Annotated in this window: 16 protein-coding genes; 4 read left to right on the top strand and 12 right to left on the bottom strand. The window is 70.5% G+C overall.

Features of this window, described 5'->3' with window-relative positions; genetic code table 11:
- Nucleotides 1–410 precede the first annotated feature (410 nt).
- From ACGFQ9_RS28075 to thyX, 3 genes are all read right to left on the bottom strand, one after another.
- Entirely contained in the window at nt 411–2,096 is a 1,686-nt protein-coding gene (locus ACGFQ9_RS28075) for a ribonuclease J (protein WP_393577587.1), read from the bottom strand.
- A gap of 114 nt (nt 2,097–2,210) precedes the next feature.
- On the bottom strand, nt 2,211–3,110 hold the full coding sequence (dapA, locus tag ACGFQ9_RS28080; RefSeq protein ID WP_393577589.1) for a 4-hydroxy-tetrahydrodipicolinate synthase: 900 nt from the start codon (nt 3,108–3,110) through the stop codon (nt 2,211–2,213).
- A 216-nt stretch (nt 3,111–3,326) separates the two neighbouring features.
- Entirely contained in the window at nt 3,327–4,061 is a 735-nt protein-coding gene (thyX, locus tag ACGFQ9_RS28085) for an FAD-dependent thymidylate synthase (protein WP_393577591.1), read from the bottom strand.
- Between the two features lie 196 nt (nt 4,062–4,257).
- On the opposite strand from thyX, the gene ACGFQ9_RS28090 reads away from it, so the two are divergent.
- Both ACGFQ9_RS28090 and ACGFQ9_RS28095 read left to right on the top strand, forming a co-directional pair.
- Nucleotides 4,258–4,497: a hypothetical protein gene (locus ACGFQ9_RS28090; protein WP_393577593.1), complete on the top strand. Its 240-nt coding sequence runs from the start codon at nt 4,258–4,260 to the stop codon at nt 4,495–4,497.
- 38 nt (nt 4,498–4,535) lie between these two features.
- Nucleotides 4,536–5,102 carry a PH domain-containing protein gene (locus tag ACGFQ9_RS28095; protein WP_393577594.1) on the top strand — a complete coding sequence of 189 codons (567 nt, stop codon included), beginning with the start codon at nt 4,536–4,538 and terminating at the stop codon, nt 5,100–5,102.
- 53 nt (nt 5,103–5,155) lie between these two features.
- Here ACGFQ9_RS28095 and ACGFQ9_RS28100 read toward each other — a convergent pair whose 3' ends face one another.
- The 6 genes from ACGFQ9_RS28100 to eccD form a co-directional block, all read right to left on the bottom strand.
- Entirely contained in the window at nt 5,156–5,608 is a 453-nt protein-coding gene (locus tag ACGFQ9_RS28100) for a hypothetical protein (protein WP_393577596.1), read from the bottom strand.
- 9 nt (nt 5,609–5,617) lie between these two features.
- On the bottom strand, nt 5,618–6,370 hold the full coding sequence (gene dapB, locus ACGFQ9_RS28105; RefSeq protein ID WP_393577598.1) for a 4-hydroxy-tetrahydrodipicolinate reductase: 753 nt from the start codon (nt 6,368–6,370) through the stop codon (nt 5,618–5,620).
- A gap of 29 nt (nt 6,371–6,399) precedes the next feature.
- Nucleotides 6,400–7,779: a M16 family metallopeptidase gene (locus ACGFQ9_RS28110; RefSeq protein WP_393577600.1), complete on the bottom strand. Its 1,380-nt coding sequence runs from the start codon at nt 7,777–7,779 to the stop codon at nt 6,400–6,402.
- Nucleotides 7,776–9,998: a polyribonucleotide nucleotidyltransferase gene (locus ACGFQ9_RS28115; protein WP_393577873.1), complete on the bottom strand. Its 2,223-nt coding sequence runs from the start codon at nt 9,996–9,998 to the stop codon at nt 7,776–7,778. Before ACGFQ9_RS28115 ends, ACGFQ9_RS28110 begins: the two co-directional genes overlap by 4 nt.
- Before the next feature lie 293 nt (nt 9,999–10,291).
- Entirely contained in the window at nt 10,292–10,579 is a 288-nt protein-coding gene (gene rpsO / locus ACGFQ9_RS28120; protein ID WP_150207049.1) for a 30S ribosomal protein S15, read from the bottom strand.
- A gap of 158 nt (nt 10,580–10,737) precedes the next feature.
- Nucleotides 10,738–12,255, bottom strand: a complete 1,518-nt coding sequence (gene eccD, locus ACGFQ9_RS28125) for a type VII secretion integral membrane protein EccD (protein ID WP_393577601.1) — start codon at nt 12,253–12,255, stop codon at nt 10,738–10,740.
- 141 nt (nt 12,256–12,396) lie between these two features.
- Here eccD and eccCa point away from each other — a divergent pair, with 141 nt between their 5' ends.
- Both eccCa and ACGFQ9_RS28135 read left to right on the top strand, forming a co-directional pair.
- Nucleotides 12,397–16,365 carry a type VII secretion protein EccCa gene (gene eccCa, locus ACGFQ9_RS28130; RefSeq protein ID WP_393577602.1) on the top strand — a complete coding sequence of 1,323 codons (3,969 nt, stop codon included), beginning with the start codon at nt 12,397–12,399 and terminating at the stop codon, nt 16,363–16,365.
- 111 nt (nt 16,366–16,476) lie between these two features.
- On the top strand, nt 16,477–16,716 hold the full coding sequence (locus tag ACGFQ9_RS28135; RefSeq protein ID WP_393577603.1) for a DUF397 domain-containing protein: 240 nt from the start codon (nt 16,477–16,479) through the stop codon (nt 16,714–16,716).
- Nucleotides 16,717–16,813: 97 nt separating this feature from the next.
- Here the strand turns inward: ACGFQ9_RS28135 and ACGFQ9_RS28140 are convergent, their stop codons facing one another.
- The 3 genes from ACGFQ9_RS28140 to mycP form a co-directional block, all read right to left on the bottom strand.
- Complete coding sequence (locus tag ACGFQ9_RS28140; protein WP_393577605.1) at nt 16,814–17,122, bottom strand: WXG100 family type VII secretion target; 309 nt, start codon at nt 17,120–17,122, stop codon at nt 16,814–16,816.
- A 51-nt stretch (nt 17,123–17,173) separates the two neighbouring features.
- A complete protein-coding gene (locus ACGFQ9_RS28145) occupies nt 17,174–17,518 on the bottom strand; it encodes a WXG100 family type VII secretion target (protein WP_393577606.1) in 345 nt (114 codons plus the stop codon).
- A 149-nt stretch (nt 17,519–17,667) separates the two neighbouring features.
- A complete protein-coding gene (mycP, locus tag ACGFQ9_RS28150; RefSeq protein ID WP_393577608.1) occupies nt 17,668–18,933 on the bottom strand; it encodes a type VII secretion-associated serine protease mycosin in 1,266 nt (421 codons plus the stop codon).

Raw genomic sequence — 18,933 nt, forward strand, 5'->3', positions numbered from 1 at the left:
CCTCTCGGGCTTTCCTCCGGGCGCTTCCTTCGTTCTTGCGTTTCCGACTCTATCAGATCTTTTCGGACCCGATTTCCTCGGTGCTTTCCGGTTCCAGCGCTTCCGCGCTTTTCCCTTTCGGCGGTTCCAACCTTACCAGACTCTTTTCCGTTCGCCGCTTCTCGAAAGTCGCAGTCGGTTGGAATTTGATTCCGGTGGCCGTTGGAGGGCCTTTTCCCTTTCGGGCGGTCCAGACCATATCAGGTTTCCCGGGTCTGGTTTTCCACCCGCCTTCAAGACCGTTCGGGCACACGTGTGTGCCGCGTTTCTTGCTGGGGTGGAGACGTCAACGTACTGGAGCGGGGCCCCGGATGCAAATCCGGGGCCCCGCGTCTGGCCGTGCGTCACACGTGTGGGTCAGACCGCGTGGGTCAGACCTCTACGACGACCGGGAGGATCATCGGGCGGCGGCGGTAGCCGTCGGAGACCCACTTGCCCAGCGTGCGGCGGATGAGCTGCTGCAACTGGTGGGGTTCGGCGACGCCGTCGGCGGCCGCCTTGGCGATCGCCTCCTCGATCTTCGGAAGCACCGCCGTGAAGGCGGAGTCCTCGATGCCGGAGCCGCGGGCGTTGATGTTCGGGCCGCCCACGACCTTGCCGGTGGTGCTGTCCACCACGACGAAGACCGAGATGATGCCCTCTTCGCCCAGGATGCGGCGGTCCTTCAGAGCGCCCTCGGTGACGTCGCCGACCGAGAGGCCGTCGACGTACACGTATCCGGCCTGGACCTTGCCGGCGATGCGGGCGCGGCCGTCGATCAGGTCGACGACCACACCGTCCTCGGCGATGACGATGTGGTCCTTGGGGACACCCGTCATCGCGCCGAGCTCGGCGTTGGCACGCAGGTGGCGCCATTCGCCGTGGACCGGCATGAGGTTCCTGGGGCGGCAGATGTTGTAGAAGTACAGCAGCTCGCCCGCGGAGGCGTGGCCCGAGACGTGCACCTTGGCGTTGCCCTTGTGGACCACGTTGGCGCCCCACCGGGTCAGGCCGTTGATCACGCGGTAGACCGCGTTCTCGTTGCCCGGGATCAGGGACGACGCAAGGATCACGGTGTCGCCGGGGACGATCCGGATCTGGTGGTCGCGGTTGGCCATGCGGGACAGCGCGGCCATCGGCTCGCCCTGGGAACCCGTACAGACCAGCACGACCTCGTCGTCCGGCAGGTCGTCGAGGGTCTTCACGTCGACGACGAGACCCGCCGGCACCCGCAGGTAGCCCAGGTCCCGGGCGATGCCCATGTTGCGGACCATGGAGCGGCCGACGAAGGCGACCCGGCGGCCGTACTCGTGCGCGGCGTCCAGGACCTGCTGGATGCGGTGCACGTGGCTGGCGAAGGACGCCACGATGATCCGCTTGGTGGCGCCGGCGAAGACGCCGCGGATCACGTTGGAGATGTCGCGCTCCGGCGGGACGAAGCCCGGGACCTCGGCGTTCGTGGAGTCCGAGAGGAGGAGGTCGATGCCCTCCTCGCTCAGACGCGCGAACGCGTGCAGGTCGGTGAGGCGGTTGTCCATCGGGAGCTGGTCCATCTTGAAGTCGCCGGTGGCGACGACCAGGCCCGCGGGGGTGCGGATGGCGACCGCGAGGGCGTCCGGGATGGAGTGGTTCACCGCGATGAACTCGCAGTCGAAGTTGCCGAGACGCTCCCGGTCGCCTTCCTTCACCTCCAGGGTGTAGGGGCGGATGCGGTGCTCCTGCAGCTTCGCCTCGATGAGGGCGAGCGTCAGCTTGGAGCCGATCAGCGGGATGTCCGGCTTCTCCCGGAGGAGGTAGGGGACGGCGCCGATGTGGTCCTCGTGGCCGTGGGTGAGGACGATGCCGTCGATCTGGTCGAGGCGGTCCCTGATGGACGTGAAGTCCGGCAGGATCAGGTCGATGCCCGGCTGCTCCTCCTCGGGGAAGAGGACGCCGCAGTCGACGATCAGGAGGCGGCCGTCGAACTCGAAGACGGTCATGTTCCGGCCGATTTCGCCGAGGCCACCGAGAGGGGTCACACGCAGGCCGCCCTTGGGCAGCTTCGGCGGCGGGCCGAGTTCCGGATGCGGATGGCTCAAAAGACTCTCCTCACCACACGCGCCACGTACCCCTTTAAGGCACGTGGCGCGCGTGACATTCGTGCACTTGCTGTCTTGTGTGTGGTGGTGCCTATTCAGTTGTGGAGTCTGGTGTCAGAGCTGTACCCCGCCCGCGGCGAGATCGAGCTTGAGCTGAGCGATCTCGGCGTCGTCCAGGCCGACCATCGGCAGCCGCAGCGGGCCGGCGGGCAGGCCCTGGAGGGCCAGGGCGGCCTTGGTCGTCATGACGCCCTGGGTGCGGAACATGCCGGTGTAGACCGGGAGCAGCTTCTGGTGGATCTCGGTGGCCTTCTGCACGTCGCCGCCGAGGTGGGCCTCCAGCAGGGCGCGCAGGTCGGGGGTGACCAGGTGGCTGACCACGGAGACGAAGCCGGCGGCGCCCACGGAGAGCAGCGGGAGGTTCAGCATGTCGTCGCCGGAGTACCAGGCCAGGCCGCTGCGGGCGATGGCCCAGCTGGCCCGGCCGAGGTCGCCCTTGGCGTCCTTGTTGGCGACGATGCGCGGGTGCTCGGCCAGGCGGACGATGGTCTCGGTGTCGATCGGGACGCCGCTGCGGCCCGGGATGTCGTAGAGCATCACCGGGAGCTCGGTGGCGTCGGCGATGGCCGAGAAGTGCCGGTACAGGCCCTCCTGGGTGGGCTTGTTGTAGTAGGGCGTGACGGCCAGCAGGCCGTGCGCGCCGTCGCGCTCGGCCTGGCGGGCGAGCTCGAGGGTGTGGTGGGTGTCGTTGGTGCCGATGCCGGCGACGACGTGGGCGCGGTCTCCGACCGCTTCGAGCACGGCTCGTACGAGGTCGCTTTTCTCCGCGTCGGTGGTGGTCGGGGACTCGCCGGTGGTCCCGTTGATGATCAGGCCGTCGTTGCCTGCGTCCACCAGGTGGACGGCGAGCTGCTGCGCGCCGTCGAGGTCGAGTGCGCCATCTGCCGTGAACGGCGTGATCATGGCGGTGAGGACCCGCCCGAAGGGGGTCTGCGGAGTCGAGATCGGAGCCATGGGTAACACGCTACTCGCTGCCATGCTCGCGATGCCCCCTCGGGGGACGTGTACCGGGGAGCGGCTCGCAGTCGTTCTTGGAGGTGTTGGAGCCCGGCACTGCCTGCTCGGGGGTTCAAGCAGTGCCGGGTCCGTTTGATCAGCCTAGATGAACTTCACGAAACGTCGCAATACGGACACTTCGGTCTGTGGCTTCGCACATCCGACCGGGCGTGCCTACGGGGCCACACGGCCGTTCGCATTGAAGGCGGCGTAGGTCAGCGGCATGAGCTTCGCCCAGTGCTGCTCCATCCTCTCGCCCACCATCTCGATCTCCCGCTGGGGGAAGGACGGCACCCGGGCCAGCTCGTGCTGGGTGCGCAGGCCGAGGAAGTGCATCAGCGAGCGGGCGTTGCAGGTGGCGTACATCGAGGAGAAAAGACCCACCGGCAGGACCGAACGGGCCACCTCGCGCGCCACACCGGCGTCCAGCATCTCCTGGTACGCCTCGTACGCCTGCCGGTAGGAGTCCTCCATGACCCGGCCGGTCAGCTCCTGCTGCGCCTGGGTGCCCTCGACGAAGACGTACTTGCCCGGACGGCCCTCCTGGACCAGCTTGCGCTCGGCGTCGGGCACGTAGAAGACCGGCTGGAGCTCCCTGTACCGGCCCGACTCCTCGTTGTACGACCAGCCGACGCGGTGGCGCATGAACTCGCGGAACACGAAGATCGGCGCGCTGATGAAGAAGGTCATCGAGTTGTGCTCGAAGGGGCTGCCGTGCCTGTCCCGCATCAGGTAGTTGATCAGGCCCTTGGAGCGCTCGGGGTCCTTCTGCAGCTCCTCCAGGGACTGTTCTCCGGCCGTGGACACCCGGGCGGCCCACAGCACGTCGGAATCGGTGGCGGCGTGCTTCACCAGTTCGACGGTCACGTCGCTTCGGAAGTCGATCTTCGGCTCGGGGGTCTCGCTCACGAGGTCCTTCCCGTTCGTACGGTCTCGGGCGCGACCACTCTACGGCGACCCGGGCACCCTCCCCGACACCACCCGGCCGGCCCCCGGAGCCGCGGCGGATTTTGGGCAATGCGCAGGAATCCGGCACCGATCGGGATCTTCGTTCGTCCTAACCGGTACCAGTGAGAACACGCCACCGTGAGGGGTGAGGCCCACCATGATCCGACGGCGCGAACCAGTTCCGTTCGCCTTCGTCGCCGAGGCGGAGCGTTTCCGCAGTAACGTCACTCCACCGCCCCGGGAGCGCCTGAGCAGGACGCAACTCGCCGCCCGTACCCTGGTCGGACTGACCGTGGTGGCGGGGCTCGTCGGCTCGCTGCTCTTCGGCATGCCCGCACTGCAGCCGCACCAGGCGCCTGAGAAGGCGCAGCAGTCCGAGGCGGCCGAGGGGCGCTGACACCCTTCCGCCGATGTGCACATGAGTGAGGATCAGCCGTGCCCCTGCCCTTTCTGACGGCCGAACCGGAAGACGTCGCGCTGCCCCACGACGACCACGACCGCTGGCGCCGGCCCTACCGGCCCGGTCCCTGGCGCGTGGCCATCGGTGCGGTCCTGCTGCTGATCGCGTCCTTCATGCTGCTCGCCACGATGATCATCGCCTTCAGCGGCACCGGGAGCGGTGCCGTCATCTGCCTGGTGGCCGCCCTCGCCGTGGTGGCGGGCACCGCGCGGATGCTGCGGGGCGGGGTGTGGGTGAGCCGTGCGGGCCTGCGGCGGGTGTCGTTCTTCGGGACGCGCTCGGTGCCCTGGAGCCAGGTCGGCGAGATCCGTACGGTGCAGCAGCCGGTGCGCTGGATGGGGCTGCCCCGGACCGTGCAGGGGCAGGCGCTGACCGCCACGCCGGCCGGCGGCGCGCAGCTGCCGGTGCTTTTCACCGACCACGGCGCGGACTTCCTGGCCCGCGCGGAGGCCTTCGAGCGGGCCGCGGACACCATCGGGGCGTGGGCCGAGGAGTACCGGGCCGTCCCGGCGGGGGCGGCGGACGCGCCCGCGGGCCGGTAAACGCGCCGGCCGGCCCCTCGGGGCCGGCCGCGGCTTCGGAGCCCGTACGGGGATCAGACCCGTACGGGCTTCTTGTCGTGCAGGGCGATGGCCCGCTGCATGGCCTTGCGCGCCCGCGGGGTGTCCCGGGCGTCGTGGTAGGCGATGGCGAGGCGGAACCAGGAACGCCAGTCCCCCGGCGCGTCCTCGGTCTCGGCCTTGCGGCGCGCGAAGACCTCGTCGGCGGAGTCCCGCAGGATCCGTCCGTACCGGTCCCGCTCCAGCTCGTCCTCCGGCAGTGCGCCCTCAGCCTCCAGCTTCTCGGCCAGCTGGTTGGCCTTGCGGACGAACTGGGTGTTCTTCCAGAGGAACCAGATGCCGATGACCGGCAGGATCAGGACGGCCACGCCGAAGGTGACGGTCAGCGGCGTGCCGATGCGGATCAGGGCGATGCCCCGGCCGCCGGCCAGGACGAAGTACAGGGCCAGGACGGCCGCGGTGACGAGGTAGGTGATCTTCGCGCGCATGGTCGTGGCTCAGCTCAGGTCGAGGAAGTGTTCCAGGCCGAACGTGAGGCCCGGGGTCTGCGGCACGCGGCGGGCGCCGAGCAGGATGCCCGGCATGAAGCTGCTGTGGTGCAGGGAGTCGTGGCGGATGGTGAGGGTCTCGCCCTCGCCGCCGAGCAGGACCTCCTGGTGGGCCAGCAGGCCGCGGAGCCGCACGGCGTGGACCGGTACGCCGTCCACGTTCGCGCCGCGCGCGCCGTCGAGGGCGGTGGCCGTGGCGTCGGGCTGCGGCGCGCAGCCCGCCTTCGCACGGGCCTCGGCGATGAGCTGGGCGGTGCGGGTGGCGGTGCCGGAGGGGGCGTCCACCTTGTTCGGGTGGTGCAGTTCGACCACCTCGACGGATTCGAAGTAGCGCGCCGCCTGGGCGGAGAACTTCATGGTGAGGACTGCGCCGATGGAGAAGTTGGGGGCGATGAGCACACCGGTCTCCGGGGAGGCGGAGAGCCAGGTGTTCAGCTGGGCGAGGCGGTCCTCGGTCCAGCCGGTGGTGCCGACCACGGCGTGGATGCCGTGGCGGATGAGGAAGTCCAGGTTCCCCATCACCGAGCCGGGGGTGGTCAGCTCGACGGCGACCTGGGCCTCGCTCTCGACGAGGGTCTCCAGCTTGTCGCCGCGGCCGAGCGCGGCCACCAGTTCCATGTCCTCGGCGGCCTCCACGGCCTTGACGGCCTCGGAGCCGATGCGGCCCTGGGCCCCGAGTACCGCCACGCGCAGCTTGCTCATGATGTTCGCTTCCTTCACTCCGTACGGAACTACGCGACCGCTTCGTCGAGGCGCGCGGCCTGCTTCTCCTTGAGCGGGCCGATCACCGACAGCGACGGTCGCTGTGCCAGTACATCCTGTGCCACCGCGCGGACGTCGTCCGGGGTAACCGAGGCGATGCTGGTCAGCATGTCGTCGACGGACATCTGGGCGCCCCAGCAGAGTTCGCTCTTGCCGATGCGGTTCATCAGGGCGCCGGTGTCCTCCAGGCCGAGGACGGTGGAGCCGGAGAGCTGGCCGACGGCGCGCTTGATCTCCTCGTCGGTGAGGCCCTCGGAGGCGACCTTGTCGAGCTCGTCGCGGCAGATCCGGAGCACGTCGTGCACCTGGTTGGGGCGGCAGCCCGCGTACACGCCGAAGAGGCCGGTGTCGGCGAACCCGGAGGTGTACGAGTACACGCTGTAGGCGAGGCCCCGCTTCTCCCGGACCTCCTGGAAGAGCCGGGAGGACATACCGCCGCCGAGGGCGGTGTTGAGGACGCCCAGGGCCCAGCGGCGGTCGTCGGTGCGGGCCAGGCCCGGCATGCCGAGGACGACGTGGGCCTGCTCGGTCTTCCGGTTGACCAGGTCGACCCGGCCGGCCGTGCGGATCCGCTTGGTGCCGGCGCGCGGGGCGGTCGGGACGGCGTCGGTGCGGCCGAGCGCGCCGGCCTTCTCGAAGGCCGCGCGGACCTGGCGGACCACCTTGGCGTGGTCGACATTGCCGGCGGCCGATACGACCAAGTGGGTGGGGTCGTAGTGCTTCTTGTAGAAGCGGGCGATCTGGTCGCGGGTGAGCGCGTTGATCGTGTCGACGGTGCCGAGGACGGGACGGCCCAGCGGGCTGTCGCCGAACATGGTCTCGGCGAACAGGTCGTGGACCATGTCGCCGGGGTCGTCCTCGGTCATCGCGATCTCTTCGAGGATGACCCCGCGCTCGGCGTCGACGTCCGATTCCAGGATCAGCGAGCCGGTGAGCATGTCGCAGACCACGTCGATGGCCAGCGGCAGGTCGGTGTCGAGCACCCGCGCGTAGTAGCAGGTGTACTCCTTCGCCGTGAAGGCGTTCATCTCGCCGCCGACGGCGTCGATGGCGGAGGAGATGTCCAGGGCGGACCGCTTCTTGGTGCCCTTGAAGAGGAGGTGCTCCAGGTAGTGCGTGGCGCCGTTGAGGGCGGGGATCTCGTCGCGGGAGCCGACGTTCACCCAGATGCCGAAGGTGGCGGAGCGGACGGAGGGCAGCGTCTCGGTGACGACGCGCAGTCCGCCGGGGAGGACGGTGCGCCGGACGGTGCCGATGCCGTTCTCGCCCTTGAGCAGGGTTTGGGTACGGGCGACGGCCCGCCCCTCCGAAGAGGGGCGGGCCGTCACACGGGAACTACGCGACGTCACTTGTCGGAGTCGTCCTTGTCAGCCTCGGCGTCGGCGTCCTCGCCCTCGATCACGGGGATCAGGGAGAGCTTGCCGCGCTGGTCGATCTCGGCGATCTCGACCTGGACCTTGGTGCCGACCGCGAGCACGTCCTCGACGTTCTCCACGCGCTTGCCACCGGCGAGCTTGCGGATCTGCGAGATGTGCAGCAGGCCGTCCTTGCCCGGGAGCAGGGAGACGAAGGCACCGAAGGTGGTGGTCTTGACGACCGTACCCAGGTAGCGCTCGCCGACCTCCGGCATGGTCGGGTTGGCGATGCCGTTGATCGTGGCGCGGGCGGCCTCGGCGGCCGGGCCGTCGGCGGCACCGATGTAGATGGTGCCGTCGTCCTCGATCGTGATCTCGGCGCCGGTGTCCTCCTGGATCTGGTTGATCATCTTGCCCTTGGGGCCGATGACCTCACCGATCTTGTCCACCGGGATCTTGACGGTGATGATCCGCGGGGCGTTCGGGGACATCTCGTCCGGCGTGTCGATCGCTTCCATCATCACGTCGAGGATGTGGAGGCGGGCGTCGCGGGCCTGCTTGAGGGCCGCGGCCAGGACGGAGGCCGGGATGCCGTCCAGCTTGGTGTCGAGCTGGAGGGCGGTGACGAACTCCTTGGTGCCGGCGACCTTGAAGTCCATGTCGCCGAAGGCGTCCTCCGCACCGAGGATGTCGGTGAGGGCGACGTAGTGGGTCTGGCCGTCGATCTCCTGGGAGATCAGGCCCATGGCGATACCGGCGACGGGGGCCTTGAGCGGCACACCGGCGTTCAGCAGCGACATGGTGGAGGCGCAGACCGAGCCCATGGACGTCGAACCGTTGGAGCCGAGGGCCTCGGACACCTGGCGGATCGCGTAGGGGAACTCCTCGCGGGTCGGGAGGACCGGCACGATCGCGCGCTCGGCGAGCGCGCCGTGGCCGATCTCGCGGCGCTTCGGCGAACCGACGCGGCCGGTCTCGCCGACGGAGTACGGCGGGAAGTTGTAGTTGTGCATGTAGCGCTTGCGGGTCACCGGGGAGAGGGTGTCCAGCTGCTGCTCCATACGGAGCATGTTGAGGGTGGTGACGCCCAGGATCTGGGTCTCGCCACGCTCGAACAGCGCGGAACCGTGCACGCGCGGGATGGCCTCGACCTCGGCGGCGAGGGTACGGATGTCCGTGATCCCGCGGCCGTCGATGCGGACCTTGTCCTTGATGACGCGCTCGCGCACCAGGGCCTTGGTCAGGCTGCGGTAGGCGGCGGAGATCTCCTTCTCGCGGCCCTCGAAGGCCGGGAGGAGCTTCTCGGCGGCGATCTCCTTGACGCGGTCCAGCTCGGCCTCGCGGTCCTGCTTGCCCGCGATGGTCAGCGCCTGGGAGAGCTCGCCCTTGACGGCGGCCGCGAGGGCCTCGTACACGTCGTCCTGGTAGTCCAGGAAGACCGGGAACTCGCCCTCGGGCTTGGCGGCCTTGGCGGCCAGGTCGGCCTGGGCCTTGCAGAGGACCTTGATGAACGGCTTGGCGGCCTCGAGGCCCGCCGCGACGATCTCCTCGGTGGGCGCCTCGGCGCCGCCCTTGACCAGGGTGATGGTCTGCTCGGTGGCCTCGGCCTCGACCATCATGATCGCGACGTCGCCGTCCTCCAGGGTGCGGCCCGCGACGACCATGTCGAAGACGGCGTCCTCGAGCTCGGTGTGCGTCGGGAAGGCGACCCACTGGCCGCGGATCAGCGCGACGCGGACGCCGCCGATCGGGCCGGAGAAGGGCAGACCGGCCAGCTGGGTGGACGCGGACGCGGCGTTGATCGCGACGACGTCGTACAGGTGGTCGGGGTTGAGCGCCATGACCGTGGCGACGACCTGGATCTCGTTGCGCAGGCCCTTCTTGAAGGACGGGCGCAGCGGGCGGTCGATCAGGCGGCAGGTGAGGACGGCGTCCTCGGAGGGGCGGCCCTCGCGGCGGAAGAAGGAGCCGGGGATCTTGCCGGCCGCGTACTGGCGCTCCTCGACGTCCACCGTGAGGGGGAAGAAGTCGAGCTGGTCCTTGGGCTTCTTCGACGCGGTGGTCGCGGAGAGGACCATCGTGTCGTCGTCCAGGTAGGCAACGGCGGAGCCGGCGGCCTGGCGGGCCAGACGGCCCGTCTCGAAGCGGATGGTACGGGTGCCGAAGGCGCCGTTGTCGATGACGGCCTCGGCGTAGTGGGTCTCGTTCTCCACTAGCGTTTTCTCCATTTTCGTCGTCTCCGTCCTCCGCCCGTGTGGCGGGGGACGGTCGGAGAAGCGCGCCTTGCGTGCGGGCCGGTCTTCGATCGAAGCACCCGGGACTGGGGCCCGTACGGGCTCTCCGGGTGCCACTACCGAGGACCGGCGGTGCGTAGGGAGGGCGCTCCCCCTCTTCAGTTGTGCTTCGGGTGTGCGTTGCGACCAGACTACAAAGCGTCCGGTACGTCCCGCACGTACAGCAAAGGGAGCGGTCCCCTAAGAGTGGGAACCGCTCCCTTCACAGCGTCTTACTTGGCACCCGCGGCACCGCGGCGGATGCCGAGGCGCTCGACCAGCGTACGGAAGCGCTGGATGTCCTTCTTGGCCAGGTACTGCAGCAGGCGGCGGCGCTGGCCGACCAGGATCAGCAGACCACGGCGGGAGTGGTGGTCGTGCTTGTGGGCCTTCAGGTGCTCGGTCAGGTCCGAGATACGGCGCGAGAGCATCGCGACCTGGACCTCGGGGGAGCCGGTGTCGCCCTCCTTGGTACCGAACTCGGCGATGATCTGCTTCTTCGTGGCAGTGTCGAGCGACACGCTTACTCCTTGTGTGTATGCGTTGCCTCCGAGTGCCCCGGGTCTGCTTCTCCGGGGAGCTTCGGTGACTCGGGAGGCGAGTGGGTCTGGCGGCAGCCCTTTCGGGCGCGTGCACAGACGGCCGTCACACAGCGTACCAGGCCGGAACGGCGGTGGTCTCAGCTGGTGAGAGAACGGGCCTGGGTGTAGACGTCCAGTACGGCCAGGCAGAGCGGGACCAGGCTGAGCAGGACGGCGGCCTCGGCCAGGTCGAGGGTACGTCCCCAGAAGGGCGAGAGGCCCTTGCGGGGGATGACCAGGCCGATGCCGGCGAGGAGGGCGGCGCCGGCCGCCACGGCGGCGGAGAGCCAGATGGTGCGCAGGTCCAGGCCGCCGCTCTCACCCGTCCGGGCGAGCTCGGTGACCAGGTCGAGGGGCGGGTTCAGGGCGAGGCCGAGGACCAGCAGGGCGATGGCGGCGAGGCCGGCGGCCAGGGCGCAGACCACCTGCGAGGTGTAGCGGAACAGGCGGGCCCGCAGCAGCATGGCCAGGCCGGTGGCCAGGGCGAGGAGCTTGCCCCAGGTGTTGTCGGAGAACCCGAGCACGGCGGCGGAGCCCACGGCGACCGCGGCACAGCCGCCGACCAGGCCGAGCAGCATCTCGTGGCCGCGGCGGGCCTGGGCGGCGATCAGCTCGGCGTCCAGCGGGGTGACGGGGTCGGAGCCGTCGGCGGCCTGGTCGCCGTACGGGTCGGTGTCGTAGCCGTCGGGCCCCGGGTACTCGTCGGTGGAGCTCCGCGGGGCGGCGTAGCCGATGGGCAGCCGGGCGAAGCGGGCGGAGAGGCCGGGGAGGAAGGCGACCAGGCCGATGGCGACGGGGGCGCAGACGGCCGCGGTGCCGGTGGCGGTGGCCGAGGTGACGATCGCCAGGAAGGTGGCCAGGGTGCCGGTGGCGGCGAGGAAGGTGGTGGCGACGAACAGGGCGTCGCCGCTGGGGGTGAGCGCGACCAGGATGACGGAGGCGACCAGGACGGTGACGCAGCCGAGCAGGAACTGGAGGCGGCCGGGGCCCTCGCCGTCCGCGGCGGCGATGATGCCGGAGCCGGCGATCAGCAGCTGCGGAAGGGCGCCGAGGCCGAGGACGACGGCGGAGCCGCGGTCGCGGTAGACCCGGGCGCGGACGCCGGCCGCGGCGGTGAGGAGCAGGCCGGCGGCTCCGGCGATGATGCCGGGCAGGCCGTGCATGTCGTGCCGGACGGGGTCGGCGTACCAGAGGACGAAGCCCATCAGGACGAAGAGCACTACGGCGGCGGTGAGGCCGGCGGCGCGCAGCATGTCGTCGCTCCAGCGGTGCCGGTCGCGGACCACGGCGGAGGCGACGGCGTCGGCGACGTCGTCGAAGACGGCGGGCGGCAGGGACTCCGCGAAGGGGCGGAGGCTGAGCACCTCGCCGTCGAGGATGGTCTGCGCGGCGAGGGTGCGGGCGCCGTCGAGGACGGAGCCGTCCCGGCGGACCAGGTGGTAGCCGGTGGGGGTGCCGACGGGCTGGGTCTGTCCGGTGAGCCGGAGCAGTTCCGGATAGACGTCGGCGACGGCGATGTCCTCGGGGAGCGCGACGTCGATCCGGCTGTCCGGGGCCACGACGGTGACCCTCACGAAACCCGTCGCCTGGCCCGTACTCACCTGTGTGACCCCCATGTTCGGTGGCTGCTTCGCGGATGCGCATGAACGCGCGGGCCACCCTACCGGCAGTGGGAGTGACTGTCGGCAAGTAGGATCACCATCCCCCGGCCACCGCCGGGATGACGTCCCGTCCGTCTTCGAGGGATTGATGCTCCGGTGAGCCAGATCGTCGTCAAACGACCGCCGCGGTCCCTGCCGCCCGAGGTCCCCACGGACGAACTGCGGCTGGAACCTCCGCCGGAGCTTCCGCGCGGGCAGCAGGAGGGTGTTGCGATGCAGCTCCTGCCGTTGCTCGGCATGGGCTCGTCGGTGGTGTTCTTCTTCATGCCCACCGGCATGCCGTTCATGAAGATCATGGGCGTGCTGATGCTGGTGTCCACGGTCGCGATGGTCATCGCCCAGCTCGTGCGGTACCGCAAGGGTACGCAGGGGCAAATGGCAGATGTGCGACGGGACTACCTGAAATACCTCGCACAGACGCGGCGTCAGGTGCGGCGCACGGCACGGGTGCAGCGGGACGCGCAGCTCTATCTGCACCCGGCCCCGGAGCAGTTGTGGTCGGTGGTGGCGGAGGGCTCGCGGCTCTGGGAGCGGCGGGTCGGCGACCCGGACTTCGGGCAGGCCCGGCTGGGGCTGGGCCCGCAGCGGCTGGCGACTCCGCTGGTGGCCCCGGAGACGGCGCCGGTGGACGAGCTGGAGCCGCTGACGGCGGGCGCGATGCAGCGCTTCCTGCGGATCCATTCCTCGCTGGACGCGCTGCCGGTGGCCCTGTCGGTACGGGCCTTCTACCACGTGACGGTGTCCGGTGAGGCGGAGTCGGCGCGCGGTACGGCGCGGGCGCTGGTGGCGCAGCTGGCGACGCTGCACTCCCCCGAGGACCTGATGGTGGCCGTGGTGGCGGCGCCGGACGCGGTGGCGCACTGGGACTGGGTGAAGTGGCTGCCGCACACCCAGGCGCCGGGCCAGGTGGACGGGGCCGGTACGAAGCGGCTGTTCGGCGACGACCTGGCCGAGGTGGAGGAGCTGCTGGGCTCCCGCCTCGACGGGCGGCCGCGGTTCAGCCGGGACGTGTCGCCGGTGCTGGACCAGCCGCACGTCGTCCTGGTGCTGGACTCGGACGCGCGCGGCGGACTGGTGACGCCCGACTCGGTGTTCGCGGCGGCCGAGGGCCTGCAGGGCGTGACCATCGTCGAGGTGGTGGCGGGCGAGCTGGACGAGCTGCGGGGCGGGCTCTCGGTCGTGGTGCGGCCGGGCCGGCTGCTGCTGGAGTCGGGCGGCGGCATCGCGTACGAGGGCGTTCCGGACGGGCTGTCGCTGCCCGCGGCGGAGGCGCTGGCGCGGCAGCTGGCGCCGATGCGCACCGGCGGCGGTGACGAGGACGAGCCGCTGCTGGCCAATCTGGACTTCACCGACCTGCTGAACCTGGGCGACGCGGGGTCGATCGACGTGGCGCGGACCTGGCGGCCGCGGTCGGCGGGCGAGCGGCTGCGGGTGCCGATCGGGGTGGGCGTGGACGGTGCGCCGGTCATGCTGGACCTGAAGGAGGCCGCGCAGGAGGGCATGGGCCCGCACGGCCTGTGCGTGGGCGCGACGGGTTCCGGCAAGTCGGAGCTGCTGCGCACGCTGGTGCTGGGTCTGGCGGTCACGCACACCTCGGAGACGCTGAACTTCGTCCTCGCGGACTTCAAGGGCGGTGCGACGTTCACCGGGATGTCGCAGATGCCGCACGTGGCGGCCGTCATCACCAACCTGGCGGACGACCTGACGCTGGTCGACCGCATGGGCGACTCCATCCGCGGTGAACTGCAGCGCCGGCAGGAGCTGCTGCGGTCGGCGGGCAACTACGCGAACATCCACGACTACGAGAAGGCGCGGGCGGCGGGTGCTCCGCTGGAGCCGCTGGCCTCGCTGGTGCTGGTCATCGACGAGTTCTCCGAGCTCCTCACCGCCAAGCCCGACTTCATCGACATGTTCATCCAGATCGGCCGGATCGGCCGGTCGCTGGGCGTGCACCTGCTGCTGGCCTCGCAGCGCCTGGAGGAGGGCAAGCTGCGCGGCCTGGACACGTACCTGTCGTACCGGATCGGTCTGCGGACCTTCTCGGCGGCGGAGTCGCGGACGGCGATCGGCGTGCCGGACGCGTACCACCTGCCGTCGGTGCCGGGTTCGGGTTATCTGAAGTTCGGCACGGACGAGATGGTGCGGTTCAAGGCCGCGTACGTGTCGGGCACGTACCGCTCGGGCGGCCCGGACCTGTCGGTCGGGCGGTTCCCGGTGGAACGGCGGCCCGTGCTGTTCACGGCGGCGCCGGTGCCGGTGGTGTACGCGGCTCCGGACCCGGCGTACCTGGCGGCGCAGGCGGAGTCCCGGGAGGACGACGCGCTGGCGGACACCGTGCTGGACGTGATCGTGGGCCGGCTGGAGGGCCAGGGCGTGCCCGCGCACCAGGTGTGGCTGCCGCCGCTGGACCAGGCTCCGCCGCTGGACCAGCTGCTGCCGGCGCTGGCGACGGGCGAGGCGCGCGGACTGCACGCGGAGGGCTACACCAGGCCCGGCGGGCTGGTCGTGCCGCTCGGTCTGATCGACAAGCCGTTCGAGCAGCGGCGCGAGGTGCTGTACCGGGACTTCTCCGGTGCGGCCGGCCACATGATGGTGGTGGGCGGTCCGCAGTCCGGCAAGTCGACGCTGATGCGGACGCTGATCGCATCGTTCGCGCTCACCCACACCCCGCGCGAGGTGCAGTTCTACGGGCTGGACTTCGGCGGTGGCGGCCTGTCGGCGGTGCAGGACCTGCCGCACGTGGGCGGGATCGCGTCCCGGCTGGACCCGGAGCGGGTGCGGCGTACGGTCGCGGAGGTCGCGGGCATCCTGAACCGGCGGGAGGAGTTCTTCCGGGCTAACGGCATCGACTCGATCGCCACCTACCGGCGCCGGCGGGCGGCGGGCGAGCTGCCGGGCGAACCGTGGGGCGACGTGTTCCTGGTCGTCGACGGCTGGGGCGCCTTCCGGACCGAGTACGAGGGCCTGGAGCCGGTGGTCACGGACATCGCGGGGCGTGGCCTGGGCTACGGCATCCACGTGGTGGTCACCGCGGCCCGGTACATGGAGGTGCGGGCGGCGCTCAAGGACCAGATGCTGAACCGGCTGGAGCTGCGGCTCGGCGACGTCATGGACTCGGAGTTCGACCGGAAGGTCGCGGCGAACGTGCCGCCGGGCATGCCGGGCCGCGGTCAGGTGGCGGAGAAACTGCACTTCCTCGGGGCGCTCCCGCGGATCGACGGCTCGCACGCGGCGGACGACCTGTCGGAGGGCACGGCCGCGTTCGTGGCGGCGGTGCAGGCGGGCTGGTCGGGTCCGTCGGCGCCGGGGGTGCGGCTGCTGCCGCGGCTGCTGCACGCGGACCAGCTGCCCAAGGGCGGGGAGTACCCGGGCCGCGGGATCGCGATCGGCATCGACGAGACCGACCTGGAGCCGGTGTTCGTGGACTTCGAGACCGATCCGTTCTTCCTGGTGTTCGGCGAGAGCGAGTCCGGCAAGACGAACCTGCTGCGGCTGATCGCGAAGCAGATCGCCCAGCGGTACACCCCGGACCAGGCGCGGCTGGTGGTCGGCGACTACCGGCGGACGCTGCTGGGCGCGCTGCCCGAGGAGCACCTGCTGGAGTACGCGCCGATGGCGAGCTCCCTGCAGATGCACATGGAGGCGCTGAGCGGGGTGTTCCAGCGGCGGCAGCCGCCGGACGACGTGACCCCGCAGCAGCTGCGCGACCGCAGCTGGTGGACCGGCCCGGACGTGTTCATCGTCATCGACGACTACGACCTCGTGGCGACCAGCCAGGGCAATCCGCTGGCCCCGCTGGCGGAGTACCTGCCGTTCGCCCGGGACACCGGTGTCCGGTTCATCATCGCCCGGAGTTCCGCGGGTGCCTCGCGCGCGATGTACGAGCCGTTCATGCAGCGGATCAAGGAGCTGGGCGCGCAGGGCGTGGTGCTGGCCGGCGATCCGTCCGAGGGCGATCTGATCGGCAACGTCCGCCCGAGGCCCATGCCGCCGGGCCGGGGCTACTTCGCCTCCCGCAAGCGGGGCACCTCGCTGGTGCAGCTGGGCAGGCTGCCGGGAATGTAGCCCCGCGCGGCGGCCGGATGTGGGTGAACACGGCCACGGGCTCCGCCCGTGGCCGGATAATCGGGGGGCGGACGCCGGACGGCGGACGCGGCACCGAGGGGAAGGCCGCTCATGGGCACGCAGGCGGAGAAGGACGAGCTGTACGCGCTCGACATCAGCGGAGTGGAGTGGGAGGGGCCGCCGGGGACCGGCCCGGACGAGGAGCGCGTGGAGATCGCGCACCTGCCGGGCGGCGGGGTCGCCATGCGGTCCTCGCTGGACCGGGAGACCGTGCTGCGCTACACCGCGGCCGAGTGGGAGGCGTTCGTGCTCGGCGCCCGGGACGGCGAGTTCGACATCGAGACGCCGTAGGGTCCCGCGGGTACGGGAAAGGGGCGCGCCCGGTGCGGGCGCGCCCCTTCCGTGTGTGCCGGGCGGGCGTGTGGCGGCACGCGTGCCGGCCGGAGGCTCAGAAAGCCTCGGTGAACAGGCGCGAGGCCTTGACGTCGGTGGCGCGGTAGTCGCCCTTGCCCTGCTCGATGATCTTGGCGACGTTCTCCAGGGTGTCGCGCATGTGCTCGGCGCGGCCCTTGTACTTGGCCTGGAGCTGGATGTACTGCGCGTGCGCCTCACCGTCCCAGGTGTCGGTGACGACCTTCAGCGCGGAGTCCATCTCGTTGATGTCGTCGACGATCTTCTTCGAGACGGCGCGGAGGCGGTTGGCCATCTCCTGGACGCTCTCGTACCGGACCCTCATCTGGCCCTGGTCACCGGCCATGTTTCTTCTCCTTAGTGCTGGACTGACGCTTCCGGAACGGACGGTGGTCCGTCAGACGCTGTTCAGGCCGGACGAGTTGGCGGTCTGGGCCTTGATGGTGTTGAAGGCCGCACGCACGTCGTCGTCCTGGGCGTTGCTCAGGTTCTTGGTCTCGGCCACCGCGTGGTGCAGCACGCCGAGCAGCCGGCGGATCGCGTCGTGGTCCTCGTTCACCATGGTCTGCGCCGTGACGAAGCCCGAGGCACCGGAACCGGTCCAGCCGGCGCTCACCGTCGCGAGGATGTCGGCCAGCTCACGGGCCTGCGTGGTGACCGCGTTGGCGGTGCTGTTGACCTTGTTCTTCGCCTGGACGATCGGATCGTCTGCGAGTCCGAAACCGCCTGCAGGGTTGCTCATCTGGGGCTCCTCACTTCTTAATTCACTGACCCGACCGGCGTGGTTACGTCAGTCCCCCGATCACAGTCGTGAAGGCTGGTGCCACTCTAGTCAGTTCATCTGTCCGCCCCAACACCGGTACGGCTGTCCTGTAGGCGAACTGTGACGGTTCACTGCAAACGACGTCGGCGGTTCCGGGCATCCCGGACGACCACCGCCGTTCCCGCGATGACGGCGATCAGCACGGCGGCCGCACCCAACGCGTAGGTGCCGAGCCGTTCCTCGCGCTCCTGTGCCGTCTCGGTCACCTGCAGCGGCGCCACGTCCGGTGCGGCGGCCGGCGGCGGACCGGGATCCGGCACCGGCGCCCTGGGCCGCTCGTGGTCCTGGGTGACCGCGCGCACCGGGTCGACGACACCCCATCCGACGTAGTCGTCACGGCCCTTGACGGACCGTTCGGCGGTCTGCTGGATCTGCCAGATGATCTCTTCCGGGGTCCAGTCCTTGTGCTGGGCCTTCAGCAGCGCCGCGACCCCGGCGACGTAGGGGGCGGAGAAACTCGTCCCGTTGTCGACGCACTGGCCGAAGCCGGGAACGGTGGACAGCATGTCGACGCCCGGGGCGGCGACCGCGAGGAAGGTGCCCGGCTGCGAGAAGGCCGCCCGCTCGTTGTTGCGGTCGGAGGCGCCGACCGCAAGCACCTTCGGGTAGGCCGCCGGGTACGTCTTGCGCTTCTGGCCGTTCAGGCCGTCGTTGCCGGCCGAGGCGACGATCAGGACGTTCTTGTCCACCGCCCGTTTGACCGCCTGCCCCAGCGCGGAGTTCTCGCCCAGCGGGGCGTCGGTGTCCTGGGAGATGTTGATGATGTGGGCGCCCTTGTCCACCGCGTGGTCGATGGCCTTGCCGAGCGTCTCCGCGTTGCCCTTGCCCTGCCCGTCGTTCTGCCGGATCGGGATGATGGTGGCCTCGGGGGCCAGGCCGACGAAGCCGGTGCCCTTGTTGGGGCGGGCCGCGATCAGACCGGCGACCTTGGTGCCGTGGCCCACCGTGTCGTTGGTGCCGTCCCCCTTGCCGTCGATGAAGTCCTTGCCGGAGCCCACGTCGAGGGCACCGCTGAGCTGGGGGTTGACCCGGTCCACACCGGTGTCGATGACCGCGACCCGGACGTCCTTGCCCTTGGACCCCGCCCACAGCTCGTCGAGCAGCAGCCGCTGCAGGGCCCACGGGCGGCCCGCGGTCTGCTTCTTCATCGGGAACGTGCACTCGCCCGCGCCGGACAGGCGCAGGGGGGCCGCGGGCGGCCCGGCCGCCGGGGCGGTGGCACCGGTGGTGCCGGTGGTACCGGCGGGCCCGGTGGTACCGAGGGCGGCGGCCAGGGCCAGTACGGCCGCCAGGGCGACGGCCCGGTGCGGCCGGGGCTTCGGCTGATGAGTCAT

It is taken from the genome of Streptomyces sp. NPDC048603, from assembly GCF_043199475.1.
Classification (GTDB): Bacteria; Actinomycetota; Actinomycetes; order Streptomycetales; family Streptomycetaceae; genus Streptomyces.